The sequence below is a fragment of the Solibacillus sp. FSL W7-1464 genome, assembly GCF_038004425.1.
Classification (GTDB): Bacteria; Bacillota; Bacilli; order Bacillales_A; family Planococcaceae; genus Solibacillus.
Map to the genome: position 1 here is coordinate 115,001 of NZ_JBBORC010000001.1, position 12,571 is coordinate 127,571.

Sequence of the window (12,571 nt, forward strand, 5' to 3'; positions counted from 1 at the left end):
TGGTCGAGTGACGCTGCGCCGAAAATGTATCGGGGCTAAACGATTCACCGAAGCTGTGGATGCATACTTTGAGTATGCGTGGTAGGAGAGCGTTCTAACAGCGTTGAAGTCAGACCGGAAGGACTGGTGGAGCGGTTAGAAGTGAGAATGCCGGTATGAGTAGCGAAACATGGGTGAGAATCCCATGCACCGTATGACTAAGGTTTCCTGAGGAAGGCTCGTCCGCTCAGGGTTAGTCGGGACCTAAGCCGAGGCCGATAGGCGTAGGCGATGGACAACAGGTTGATATTCCTGTACCACCTCCTCACCGTTTGAGAAATGGGGGGACGCAGTAGGATAGGGTAAGCACGCCGTTGGTTGCGCGTGTTCAAGCAGTAAGGCGTGTATGTAGGCAAATCCGCATACTATAACGTTGAGCTGTGATGACGAGCTCGTATGAGCGAAGTTCCTGATTTCACACTGCCAAGAAAAGCCTCTATCGAGGTGAGAGGTGCCCGTACCGCAAACCGACACAGGTAGTCGAGGAGAGAATCCTAAGGTGTGCGAGAGAACTCTCGTTAAGGAACTCGGCAAAATGACCCCGTAACTTCGGGAGAAGGGGTGCTTCTTTGGGTGCATAGCCTAGAGAAGCCGCAGTGAATAGGCCCAGGCGACTGTTTAGCAAAAACACAGGTCTCTGCAAAACCGTAAGGTGACGTATAGGGGCTGACGCCTGCCCGGTGCTGGAAGGTTAAGAGGAGCGGTTAGCGCAAGCGAAGCTGTGAATTGAAGCCCCAGTAAACGGCGGCCGTAACTATAACGGTCCTAAGGTAGCGAAATTCCTTGTCGGGTAAGTTCCGACCCGCACGAAAGGCGTAACGATCTGGGCACTGTCTCAACGAGAGACTCGGTGAAATTATAGTACCTGTGAAGATGCAGGTTACCCGCGACAGGACGGAAAGACCCCGTGGAGCTTTACTGTAGCCTGATATTGAATTTTGGTACAACTTGTACAGGATAGGTAGGAGCCAGAGATCTCGGAGCGCCAGCTTCGAAGGAGGCGTCGGTGGGATACTACCCTGGTTGTATTGAACTTCTAACCCATGCCCCTTAGCGGGGTAGGAGACAGTGTCAGGCGGACAGTTTGACTGGGGCGGTCGCCTCCTAAAGAGTAACGGAGGCGCCCAAAGGTTCCCTCAGAATGGTTGGAAATCATTCGTAGAGTGTAAAGGCATAAGGGAGCTTGACTGCGAGACCTACAAGTCGAGCAGGGTCGAAAGACGGGCTTAGTGATCCGGTGGTTCCGCATGGAAGGGCCATCGCTCAACGGATAAAAGCTACCCCGGGGATAACAGGCTTATCTCCCCCAAGAGTCCACATCGACGGGGAGGTTTGGCACCTCGATGTCGGCTCATCGCATCCTGGGGCTGTAGTCGGTCCCAAGGGTTGGGCTGTTCGCCCATTAAAGCGGTACGCGAGCTGGGTTCAGAACGTCGTGAGACAGTTCGGTCCCTATCCGTCGTGGGCGTAGGAAATTTGAGAGGAGCTGTCCTTAGTACGAGAGGACCGGGATGGACATACCGCTGGTGTACCAGTTGTCTTGCCAAAGGCATCGCTGGGTAGCTATGTATGGACGGGATAAGTGCTGAAAGCATCTAAGCATGAAGCCCCCCTCAAGATGAGATTTCCCATTACGCAAGTAAGTAAGACCCCTGAAAGACGATCAGGTAGATAGGTTCGAGGTGGAAGTGCGGTGACGCATGCAGCTGACGAATACTAATCGGTCGAGGACTTAACCACATTTTATTGCAAAAATTCAATGAACCGTTTATCCAGTTTTGAAAGAATGAAATTTCTTTTCAAGGGTTTCAAGACACTTCGTGTATTGAAAGCCAATTAAGGAACGTCTACTAAAAGCACCACGTCCTGTGGTAACGTAGACGCCAGCACATCCATGTGCAAGTGAAGTGATGATGGCAAAGAGGTCACACCCGTTCCCATACCGAACACGGAAGTTAAGCTCTTTAGCGCCGATGGTAGTTGGGGGCTTCCCCCTGTGAGAGTAGGACGTCGCTTCGCACAATGCAAACCCACTGAGAAATCAGTGGGTTTTTTGTTTATTTTCAATTTTTGAATTCAATTTATAGAACTCTATTTTTCTTTCAAGCTTTCCTAATCTTCATTTATAAGTTTCCCCATTTTCTATCCACCCCATATTAAAACTCCAGAACTGCCCGCAAGTTATTGATATAGGACTGACTTACTGGTAATTCTACGCCGTCTTTCAGCTGTACAATAAAATTTGAAGTCAGGTCACGCGAAATTTTCTTTATAAAGCAAATATTTATAATATAGGAACGATGAATGCGAAGAAAATTATTTGGTAGTCGAGTCTGTAATTCTTTAAGTGTAACAGCTGTTTTATATTGTTCGCCTTTGGAATAAAACCACGTTCGTTTTTGCAGACTTTCAATATATGAAATTTGATCAATTGAAATAGGCACCCAATCTTCCATTTGCTTTCCGGTTAAAAACTGGTACATATCTGAACTCTTTACTTTAAATAATGGGGGCAGGACAACAACTAAAGCACCTTTTTCGCCATTTAACAAAATCGGATAGCCGATTGCATAATAGGGTGTTTCAAAAAGTGTATTCTCCATAACAGCATCCACTTTTTGATTTGTTTGAAGTACTTTATAAGCAATACTGTCTTTCGGAACATCGGATCCAACTTTCAAAGAAAAATGATGATGACCTGTACTGAAATAAATAAAGCTATTGTTTACTGCTATTGCAATCGATGCATCTTGAGGAATCCAATCTTCTAAAATAGTTTTATACTGATTTAAAATGCTCTTTTCGATTTCAATATTTTGTAATGACAATGCAAATCCACTCCTTCTGTGTTATTGCCTAAATGACAATTCATCCTCCAAATATACCCATTCGTCCTAAATTAAAGTTAATTTGTCAGAAAATAATGAAAAGTTAAACATTCTGTTATACATTATATTACAGCAAGATGTTCTGTTATGGAACAGACAATTACAAATTTTTCTAAAAGAACATCCATACACAATGGGGAAGGTGGAAAATTATTATGTCAACTCGTCAAGAAAGAATCGAAGCTTTACAAAAGGATTGGGCGGAAAATCCGCGTTGGAAAGGTATTGAGCGTGGCTATACAGCAGAAGAGGTTGTAAAGTTACAAGGTTCATTCATCCAGGAGCAAACATTAGCAAAACGAGGATCTGCTCGTTTATGGAAGTCATTACACGAAGTACCTTTCATTAATGCTTTAGGGGCTTTAACGGGGAATCAGGCAGTACAGCAAGTAAAGGCAGGTTTACAGGCAATCTACTTATCGGGGTGGCAGGTAGCTGCAGATGCAAACCTTTCTGGCCAAATGTATCCGGACCAGTCTTTATATCCGGCAAACTCTGTACCTGCAGTGGTAAAACGTATTAACCAGGCGCTTCAGCGTGCTGACCAAATCGACCATGCGGAAGGCCGCGATGATGGTTTTGACTGGTTTGCGCCGATTGTAGCTGATGCGGAAGCAGGTTTTGGTGGTCCATTAAACGTATTCGAGTTAGTTAAAGGGATGATTGAAGCAGGTGCTGCTGGTGTGCATTTAGAAGACCAGTTAGCTTCCGAGAAAAAATGCGGTCACTTAGGCGGAAAAGTATTATTACCTACGCAAAATGCTGTACGTAACTTAATTGCTGCACGTTTAGCTGCTGATGTGGCAGGCGTTGATACAATTTTAATCGCACGTACAGATGCAGATGCTGCTGACATGGTTACGTCAGATATTGACCCACGCGATGCAGAGTTCTTAACGGGTGAACGCACTCCAGAAGGATTCTACCGTACTAAACCAGGCATTAAGCAAGCAATTGCCCGCGGATTGGCTTATGCTCCATATGCAGATTTAATCTGGTGTGAGACTTCTCACCCATCATTAGAAGAAGCTCGTGAGTTTGCTGCTGCAATCCATGCTGAATTCCCTGGGAAAATGTTAGCGTATAACTGCTCGCCTTCATTCAACTGGAAAGCTAAATTATCAGATGAAGAGATTGCAGAGTATCAGCGTGAGTTAGGGAAACTTGGATATAAGTTCCAATTTATTACACTTGCTGGTTTCCATAGCTTAAACTTCGGTATGTTCGAACTTGCGCATGACTACAAAGATAACGGTATGGCTGCTTACTCTAAATTGCAGCAAGCTGAATTTGCTGCTGAAAGTAAAGGTTACACTGCTACTCGTCATCAACGTGAAGTAGGTACTGGTTACTTTGATGAAGTATCACAAACAATTTCAGGTGGTACATCTTCGACAACTGCTATGTCCGGCTCTACTGAAACAGAGCAATTTGTATAAGATTGAGGTTTAATAGGCAGTGTTATGAAGAAAATCATAAACGGGGAACTGCTTATTCGGATTAACATATTCCTTTTCTTTTATCTTACCGTTTCAAGTGACATTGGGGAATGTGCACTTAGTAAATAGACGTTATGCCGAAGCGGCTATTGAAAGAAACATAGGATGTGGAAGAGGAATAATATTTTGAACTTGAACAGCTTGACTACTATGATATAAGCTAAATCGAATTGGAACGCGGTTTAGCATGGGATGCCTCCCAACATATAAGGAAAACTAAGGGGTTTTTATAGATGAATGTCTTTTTAGCTTGGATGGGGCTAAAAAGGCATTTTCTATTTTAGAGAATTAAAGGAGTTCTAATCACTTATAGAGAATATTATATAGATAGAATATTTTTATTATTTAGAAAAGGGAGTAATACCAATGAAAAATAAAGAATTATTATTAGTACCGGGGCCGACACCGGTAATGGATGAGATTTATGATGCCTTGGCAAGTGAAACGAGAGGCCATACCGATCCTCGATTTGTTGAAACCTTTAAAAACGCGCTGACTAATACGAAAAAGCTGTTTAATACAGACGGGGAAGTGTATGTAGTAGCGGGTTCGGGTACATTGGCAATGGAAATGGCAATCGTAAATACTATTGCAAAAGGTGAACGACTGCTAGTTATTAGCCATGGCTATTTCGGTGATCGTTTTACACCACTTGCAAAGGCTTTTGGAATTGAAGTTGATGTACTGCAGTCGACATGGGGAGAACGTGTAGACGCAAAGCTTGTGGAGGAAACGGTGAAGGCTAACAATTATAAGGCCGTAACAATTACGCATGCAGATACATCTACTGGCGTTGTTTCCGATTTAGAGACGCTTGTTCCGATTATTAAAGCAGCTGGTGCACTTGTCATTGTCGATGGGGTTGTCGCAACAGCAGCATTGCAAGAGGATATGAGTAAAGCTTATGGCGAAGAAGACTACAAAATTGATATTGTGCTAACAGGATCCCAAAAAGCGATTGGTATTCCTCCAGGACTGGCGATTGTTGCTTTCAGTAAGCAGGCATTGGCTGCCCGTGAACAAATCGAGACAGTGCCGGCCTATTATGCGGATATCTATAATTGGCGTGCTATTATGGATAACCCGGCGATGTACTTTGCGACGCCTCCGGTTAACTTAATTTACGCATATGATGTTGCATTAAATATTGTATTGGAAGAGGGCATGGAAAAACGTGAAGCGCGTCATATCGCATTTGGTAAAGCAATCCGTGCGGCGCTGCGTACATACGGAATGACACCACTGGCTAATGAGGAAGTAGCAGCGCCGACATTAAGCTGTATTTTATATCCTGAAGGTATTGAAGATGGCAAGTTCCGTGCTAGCTTGGCGAACCGCGGTATTATCGTAGCAGGTTCTTTAGCCCACTTGGCAGGAAAAGCATTCCGAATTGGACATATGGGGAATACGACATCAGAAATGCTGGAGCAGGCCATTGTTGCCATTGGTGAAGCACTGCAAGAGCAACAGCTGCAAGTCGATATTGAAAAGGCAAAAAGCGTATTTGCTCAAGAAATGGAAGCAGCAACGGTACAAAGCTAAAGATTAACTGGCAATGACCGGTGGAATATTTATGAAAGGGGGACGGTGCAATTTATGAGCGTTCTCCTTTTTATATACACCACATCCTATTCCCGATCGTATTAAATTCGGTTGAATAGCGTTCAAATAAATGATCTTTTTAAATATTTATAAAGGAGCATGCAAAATGGAGCAAGTCATTGTGATGATTCCAGCGTTAAACCCTCTACCGGCCCTTCTTCGATTTGTCAGGAAACTGAGTGCATTGCAGGTTTCTCATATTATTGTCATTAATGATGGCAGTGATCAAAAATATAATGGCCTGTTTGAACAACTGCAGCAAGAAGGTTGCGAAGTTTTAACACACGACAAAAACCTGGGGAAAGGCCGCGCACTTAAAACCGGGATGGAGTATGTACTGAAAACTCGGCTGCGGGCAAAGGGAATTATTACGGTAGGAGCGCATGGCCAGCATTCGGTATTGGATGTGGAGCAGGTGTTATCGAGTACGAAAATATTTTCGGACGGGATTATACTAGGTATTCGGGATTTCAAAGATTCAGATTACCCGTTCATTAGTAAACTGCAAAACCGCGCCTATTCGATGGTGTTTGAACTGTTTATCCGTAAACGTTTGCTCGATATCCAAACAGGATTACGCTATATTCCAAGAGTACATCTTCCATGGCTTTGTAAAGTTAAGGGGGAGTCGTATCACTATGATACGAACATGCTCATTGAGGCGATAAGAAGAAAAGTGCCTGTCTACGAGGTACCGATCGGTCATGCAAAGCTCCGGAAAAATTCAATTATCTACTATGACGAAGTGTTGAATCCGACGAAAATTTTTCAGCAGCTTTGGTTGAATTTCCTACATAAAAGGCAGAATATGAAATGAATCTTTTCTTATTGCGAAAACGTATAGGATTACGAGGTGGATATTTGAGGAATAATAAAATATCAGTAAAGAAAGGAGCATGAGTATGGGCGAACATTATAATTTCGAAAAAATGATTGAAGGCCAAGACCAACATTTTTCAGATAAAAAATTCTTGCATAAACTAAAAAACTTCGGTGGGGGTTTAGGCTATAAAGCAATGCAGGCAGCTGCGACACTATACGTTGCCCTGCGTAGTCCGGACATGCCTAAATCTAGTAAACTGGTTGTTTTAGGGGCGCTGGGGTATTTCATTTTACCGTTTGATTTAGTTGTCGATTTTCTCCCTTTAGTCGGTTTGACGGATGATGCATTTATCATTTTAACGGCGCTGGGAAAAGTGTATTTATCTATTACAGATGAAATGAAGGACGAGGCAAAAGGATTAATCGATTCAAAGCTGGGAAGTAAGGAAGACGTAGCGCAATAAAGGCAGAATCCCCTTTAAGCAAATGATGCTAAAGGGGATTTTTGTCTATTTTACAGACTTGGCACCGTTTAATTCACGTAAGCCGCGATTAAAAATAGCTTCAATCGGTCTTTCTTCGCATAGCTTTAACGTTATATTAGGATGTGTTGTTTGGAGCTGTACTGTGATTAATTCAACCAGCCCGGGATTATTTTTTAAAATCCCGCCATTTAAAAACAAGGTATGGGCTTTATTAGCATATCCCGCATTTTTTAATGTCGTTGCTGCCAATAAAACGAGTTCATCCGCTGCTTTTTGCATAATTTTCTGTGCGACGGCATCGCCTGCTTCGACCGCCTGTTTTAAATAGGAACTGAAGCTGGCCAATCGGGCATTCGTATAATCCTCTGAATAAATAAGATTGAATAATTCGTCTGTGCTGCCAACTTGATGACCTGATAAAACAAGCTCTGTTAATACGGTCGGCTTGTTACGTCCATCAGCAGCACGGAAAATTGCCTTCGCAATATGTTTTCCAATCCAGTAACCGCTTCCTTCATCACCAATCCGATGTCCCCAGCCGCCGCCACGGCTAATCTTTTCATTCATAAGACTAAAGCAAATAGCCCCTGTACCTGAAATAAGAAGGCTGATATCGTTTTTCCCTAGTCCCTTAAGTGTTGCTTCAACATCATTCTCAATAATAGTTTGACCGAAAGTAAAAGGTGAGCGAGTGATACTTTCTTCTATAATTTCCTCGATAATCTTTTTGTCCTGATCGGTATCAATGCCAGAGAGTGCAAAAATTGCTACATCAATGAAAAGACCCGGTAAATGGGCTGCTGCACTCCTGAGCAGGCCGGTAAATACATGTTGGACATGTTCGATTCCTTCAGCCTGGTAATTCGATCCTGTGGAAGTTGCGGTAAATAGTTCCCGCCCATCTGTCGAACGAATGGTCATTACTGTTTTTGAAGCACCACCATCAACGGCTAATACATAACGATTACTCATTTTCCGTCCACCCCTTTAAAATTTGTTCCAAACGAGTTTCGGCTTTTAAAATTGCCTCTGTTTTTTCTCTCAGCCAATTTTCGAGATGGACAGTATCATCTTGTGCCTGTTTAAGCGACTTTCGCATTGTTGCAGGTGCAGGCCCTCCCTTTAATGTTCGTATATTAACGAAGTATTCCGGCTGGATCGCCTGATAAAAGGCTATTTCATTAATTTGAAGCGGCTTTCCTGTAACTTCCAGGCATTTTTCGCTTGCTAAGTTCCATGTAAGGCTTGCGAGCGATTCTTTATTATTTGCCATTAGTTCCCGCACACATAGGCTGACGATTTTATGTGACTGGCGGAATGAAATACCTTCGGAGCGTACGAGGGAATCGGCAAGCTCTGTTACGTTGGCAAAGCTGTTTTGCGCACGTTTCAATAAGTTTTCCTTATTCACATCCATTGTGAGGATCATACCTGCAAATAGCTTATAAATCCCGACTAAACGGTCAATTGCCCGCCATAAGTAAGGCTGCATATCATCTTCCGTATCGACAATATCCCCAAACGGTGTATTATGGACCATCTGCAATACGGTTGCCGCATCCCCGACAACCGATGAGAGCAGTGAACGTGTATGCTCAATTGATACAGGGTTGCGTTTTTGAGGCATGATGGAACTGATCTGCACATATGGACTGGCAAGCTTAAATGCATTGAATTCCTGTGTTGCCCATAGTAAAAAATCCTGAGATGTGCGTCCTAAATTTAGTGCAGCGAGCTGTACGATGCTAGCCGCTTCCGCGATATAGTCAGCACCGGCAACCGCATCCCAGGCATTTTCGATTAAATCATCAAAAGCAAGCAGTTCCTGCACTCGTTCGCGGCTAATCGGGAACCCTGTAGTTGTCAAAGCAGCCGCGCCCATACTGCTGCGGTTAATCGTATTGTATGCAGCCTGCATTCGTTTATAGTCCCTGGTAAGCTGATCAATGACAGCTTTTAAATAATGGGCAAATGTTGTCGGTTGTGCCTGCTGAGTATGTGTATAGCCAATCATGATCGTCTCTACATGCTCTTCGGCAAAGACGAGCAGTGATTGACGTAAATTCAAAAGTTCTTGCATGAGCGAGAGCATCTTTTTGCGAAGGGTCATACGGTAAATGGCGATTCCCATATCATTTCTGCTACGTCCGATATGTAAATTTCCGGAAACGTCGCCTCCTAGTTCGATTAGCTTGTTTTCAATGCGGAAAAATAAATCTTCAAACTGCGGGTTATAATCGCGGGTTTTATAATATTCCAGATCAAGTTTCTGGATTGCCTGACCGATACGGCGTGCATTTTCTGGGGTAACCAATTCCTGTTCTTCAAGCATCTTTAAATGGGCAATATGAATTTGAAGCATCGCATCCAAAAAATGCTTTCGCGCCTCATCGTAAGCGGGCTGTAAAACCATTTGACGATAACTATTGGAAGGAAATAAAATTCCTTCTTTTTCATTTATTAGATTGCGGTAATTCTGAAAGAACATGTTGAATGGGCCTCCGATCAAATGATAGAAACTACTACCTCGTAATCTCATTCTACAATTATTAGAAAATTTTATCAATTCAAATAAATTGAGCGAATTAAAGAAAAACAGCCGTCCTAAAATTAGGACAGCTGCTGTGTTTGATCAATAATACGTACTTTTTTTGAAGCAAAATAGGATGGCAATACCATTCCGAACAGTACAAGTATGATACCGAAAACTTGGAGAAATGTTAAATTTTCATTTAATACAATGACCGATACTGTAATTGCTACAGGCAGTTCCATTGCACTTAAAATCGGGACAAGTGCACCGCCGACTTTTGGCGCGGCAATCGAAAACAGTAAAATCGGCAAAATAATACCGAAGAGCCCGAGTGCAAGACCAAATTTCCAAAGACCGCCTGTCAATTGACCGTTCCATACAATTTCAGGCGACAAAAAGATAGAAACAATAATCAGTGATACAACAGATAAAATAAATGTACGTCCGATCGTCGTCACCCCTTCAACAGGCTGAGCGTTAAATTGCATGAAGGCAGCAAAAGTAAAGGCGGCCAGTAAACCTAGTGCCCATCCTTGCCATGCAATTTGAGATAAATCTACATCAATTACACCTGCTGCAAAAATCGTTCCTACAAATAAAAATATTAAAGAAATTAATTCAATACGTGTTGGCAGGCGTCTTTTAAGGAAGCAGTCCATGAACAATCCGATCCATGTAAATTGGAACAGCATAACAACCGCCAATGATGCAGGCAGATAATTAAGGGACTGACCGTAAAAAATACCGGTAACTGCTGTACATACTCCGGCTAAAATTAAAGTAATCGTACCTTTCCTTGTTAGCTTTGGTAATGTGCGTTGTGTTACAACAAAGAGAACGAGTGCAAGTAAAAATCCTACGAAATATTGGCTCGTCACGGCTTCTGCCGATGTATAGCCGTGCTGCATCGCTACTTTTACAATTGTTGATAATACTCCGTAACTACTAGCCGCTATAATGATTAACAGCGGGTAAATCCAGTTTTGTTTCATTTAGTGTTTCTTCCTATTCTAAAGCGACTTCACCATATGATGAAATGGCTCATTAATTATTGTCCAGCTTTCAATTGTACGATAGCCTATTTTTTCGTACAAGCGTCGTGCATCGTGTTTCTCTAGTTCCACATTTAGAGAAATTTTCTCGAAGCCAAGCTCTTTGCCTTTTTGCTCTGCAAATTGCAAAAGGAGCGTGCCAATGCCATGACCGCGCGCTTTTTTCGAGACGCAAAGGGTATCGATGTAATATTCATCCATATGTGCTTCGACATCCAATGTAGTCTGTCTTCCTTTTTTGGCCAGCTGCTGTTCAAGCTGGCGGTCGAGCTTGTATCCGAGACGGCCATCATAAAGCACGACAATCCCAACTATTTCCCCTTGTTGTTCCGCTACAAATGTATTCAAATAGCTGTGTCGATTTGTCGTTTCTGTGACATACTGTTCTAAAGCAGCTAAAATCTGCGAAACTTCTTCTTCACCAGTCAAATTGTTTGCAATGTCTCCGATTGCGTCATAAATTAAAGGTGCGACAGCTTTCGCGTCATTTTGCCCTGCTTGTCGAATGGTAATGGTCATCACAATCAACTCCTTACCGAACAAAGTATAACAGAAAATAAATTCATTCGCGAAGAAAGCATTAGTTTCAGAATAGTATAAAGTTTTATAAATATATCTTTTCTATGGTAAATTAGTAAGAACATACAACGTCGGAGGTTAGACAATTAATGAGCCAAATAGACAAAGAATTCATCTTAGTTTATGGAGATGCATTCGTTGATTATATTGCAAATGATCAGACCAATACTTCATTTACGAAGTATTTAGGTGGCGCAACAATTAATGTTGCAGCAGGGATTAGTCGTATTGGGGCACCGTCAGCACTTATTACAATTACAGGCGATGACGAAACATCGGAATTTTGCCGTCAGCAGATTACAAAAGAAGGTGTGAACCTTGATTTCGCTGTATTTGATGCGAAGAAGCGTGTAAGTGGTGTATATGTGCATTTAACTGAAAAATGTGAGCGAGTATTTAAAGATTATGTCGATGAGACGCCGGATTTACAAGTAACACCTGAGCAGTTACAGGAAGAGGCATTCAAACGTGCTTCGATTTTAAATGTTTGTTCAGGAACAATGTTTGAAGAAACAGCATTAAAAACAACCCGTGCCGCAGTGGATATGGCCAAGGATAAAGGAGCGATTATCGCAATTGATGCGAATATCCGTCCGCTTCGTTGGGAATCCGAGGAAATCTGCCGTGAAACGATTACATCATTCTTTGAAGATGCCGATATTTTAAAGCTTACAGATGAAGAATTATATTTCCTTACAGAAACAACAACAATTGAAGAAGGTCTACAAAAGTTGGATGAACTGTTAGTACCGATTGTGTTGGTTACAGTTGGAGCTGATGGAGCATATGCCGTATTAAACGGTGAAGTAACACATGTTCCGGTTGAACGAGTTGTTCCGGTTGATACAACAGGCGCAGGCGATGCGTTTATGGCAGGCGTACTCCGTTATGTTCACTTCAATGGTTTACCTACAGTAAAAGAAGATTTATTCAGCTGTGTCGCATTCGGCAACAAGCTGGGCGCAATGGCGGCTACTAAAGCCGGTGCATTAACGGCACTGCCAAGCTACGAGGAAATTAAGCATTTAATTAAATAAATTTTATATAGAGCAAGCCGTCTCCGAAGTGTTTT

General features: G+C 42.6%; 10 protein-coding genes and 2 rRNA genes (1 of these 12 only partly in view). 7 read left to right on the plus strand and 5 right to left on the minus strand.

The window, feature by feature from the left end:
* Together MKZ25_RS00590 and rrf are read left to right on the plus strand one after the other, a co-directional pair.
* Window positions 1-1,779: ribosomal RNA gene (locus MKZ25_RS00590) — 23S ribosomal RNA — on the plus strand (it extends 1,150 nt beyond the left edge of the window).
* Between the two features lie 163 nt (window positions 1,780-1,942).
* Window positions 1,943-2,058: ribosomal RNA gene (gene rrf, locus MKZ25_RS00595) — 5S ribosomal RNA — on the plus strand.
* 137 nt (window positions 2,059-2,195) lie between these two features.
* Here rrf and MKZ25_RS00600 read toward each other — a convergent pair.
* Entirely contained in the window at window positions 2,196-2,867 is a 672-nt protein-coding gene (locus MKZ25_RS00600; protein ID WP_340799674.1) for a LytTR family DNA-binding domain-containing protein, read from the minus strand.
* A 215-nt stretch (window positions 2,868-3,082) separates the two neighbouring features.
* Here MKZ25_RS00600 and aceA point away from each other — a divergent pair, with 215 nt between their 5' ends.
* The 4 genes from aceA (at window position 3,083) to MKZ25_RS00620 (ending at window position 7,314) form a co-directional block, all read left to right on the plus strand.
* On the plus strand, window positions 3,083-4,366 hold the full coding sequence (gene aceA / locus MKZ25_RS00605) for an isocitrate lyase (RefSeq protein WP_340799675.1): 1,284 nt from the start codon (window positions 3,083-3,085) through the stop codon (window positions 4,364-4,366).
* A 426-nt stretch (window positions 4,367-4,792) separates the two neighbouring features.
* A complete protein-coding gene (locus tag MKZ25_RS00610) occupies window positions 4,793-5,968 on the plus strand; it encodes a pyridoxal-phosphate-dependent aminotransferase family protein (RefSeq protein WP_340799676.1) in 1,176 nt (391 codons plus the stop codon).
* Between the two features lie 166 nt (window positions 5,969-6,134).
* Window positions 6,135-6,845: a glycosyltransferase gene (locus MKZ25_RS00615; RefSeq protein WP_340799677.1), complete on the plus strand. Its 711-nt coding sequence runs from the start codon at window positions 6,135-6,137 to the stop codon at window positions 6,843-6,845.
* Window positions 6,846-6,930: 85 nt separating this feature from the next.
* On the plus strand, window positions 6,931-7,314 hold the full coding sequence (locus MKZ25_RS00620; RefSeq protein WP_340799678.1) for a YkvA family protein: 384 nt from the start codon (window positions 6,931-6,933) through the stop codon (window positions 7,312-7,314).
* 45 nt (window positions 7,315-7,359) lie between these two features.
* Here the strand turns inward: MKZ25_RS00620 and MKZ25_RS00625 are convergent, their stop codons facing one another.
* From MKZ25_RS00625 to MKZ25_RS00640, 4 genes are all read right to left on the minus strand, one after another.
* Window positions 7,360-8,307 (minus strand): N-acetylglucosamine kinase, encoded by a 948-nt coding sequence (locus MKZ25_RS00625; protein ID WP_340799679.1) that lies wholly within the window; start codon window positions 8,305-8,307, stop codon window positions 7,360-7,362.
* A complete protein-coding gene (gene argH / locus MKZ25_RS00630) occupies window positions 8,300-9,823 on the minus strand; it encodes an argininosuccinate lyase (RefSeq protein WP_340799680.1) in 1,524 nt (507 codons plus the stop codon). The genes MKZ25_RS00625 and argH overlap by 8 nt, the downstream gene beginning before the upstream one ends.
* 122 nt (window positions 9,824-9,945) lie before the next feature.
* Entirely contained in the window at window positions 9,946-10,860 is a 915-nt protein-coding gene (locus MKZ25_RS00635) for an EamA family transporter (RefSeq protein ID WP_340799681.1), read from the minus strand.
* 18 nt (window positions 10,861-10,878) lie between these two features.
* Window positions 10,879-11,439 carry a GNAT family N-acetyltransferase gene (locus MKZ25_RS00640; RefSeq protein WP_340799682.1) on the minus strand — a complete coding sequence of 187 codons (561 nt, stop codon included), beginning with the start codon at window positions 11,437-11,439 and terminating at the stop codon, window positions 10,879-10,881.
* Window positions 11,440-11,588: 149 nt separating this feature from the next.
* On the opposite strand from MKZ25_RS00640, the gene MKZ25_RS00645 reads away from it, so the two are divergent.
* A complete protein-coding gene (locus MKZ25_RS00645; protein WP_340799683.1) occupies window positions 11,589-12,536 on the plus strand; it encodes a carbohydrate kinase family protein in 948 nt (315 codons plus the stop codon).
* Window positions 12,537-12,571: the final 35 nt, after the last annotated feature.

Excerpts from the sequence above, each read along its gene's own strand:
- MKZ25_RS00610 (WP_340799676.1), top strand. The coding sequence starts at position 4,793 with ATGAAAAATAAAGAATTATTATTAGTACCGGGGCCGACACCGGTAATG.
- MKZ25_RS00615 (WP_340799677.1), top strand. The coding sequence starts at position 6,135 with ATGGAGCAAGTCATTGTGATGATTCCAGCGTTAAACCCTCTACCGGCC.
- aceA (WP_340799675.1), top strand. The coding sequence starts at position 3,083 with ATGTCAACTCGTCAAGAAAGAATCGAAGCTTTACAAAAGGATTGGGCG.
- MKZ25_RS00625 (WP_340799679.1), bottom strand. The coding sequence starts at position 8,307 with ATGAGTAATCGTTATGTATTAGCCGTTGATGGTGGTGCTTCAAAAACA.
- MKZ25_RS00640 (WP_340799682.1), bottom strand. The coding sequence starts at position 11,439 with ATGACCATTACCATTCGACAAGCAGGGCAAAATGACGCGAAAGCTGTC.
- MKZ25_RS00635 (WP_340799681.1), bottom strand. The coding sequence starts at position 10,860 with ATGAAACAAAACTGGATTTACCCGCTGTTAATCATTATAGCGGCTAGT.
- argH (WP_340799680.1), bottom strand. The coding sequence starts at position 9,823 with ATGTTCTTTCAGAATTACCGCAATCTAATAAATGAAAAAGAAGGAATT.
- MKZ25_RS00645 (WP_340799683.1), top strand. The coding sequence starts at position 11,589 with ATGAGCCAAATAGACAAAGAATTCATCTTAGTTTATGGAGATGCATTC.
- MKZ25_RS00620 (WP_340799678.1), top strand. The coding sequence starts at position 6,931 with ATGGGCGAACATTATAATTTCGAAAAAATGATTGAAGGCCAAGACCAA.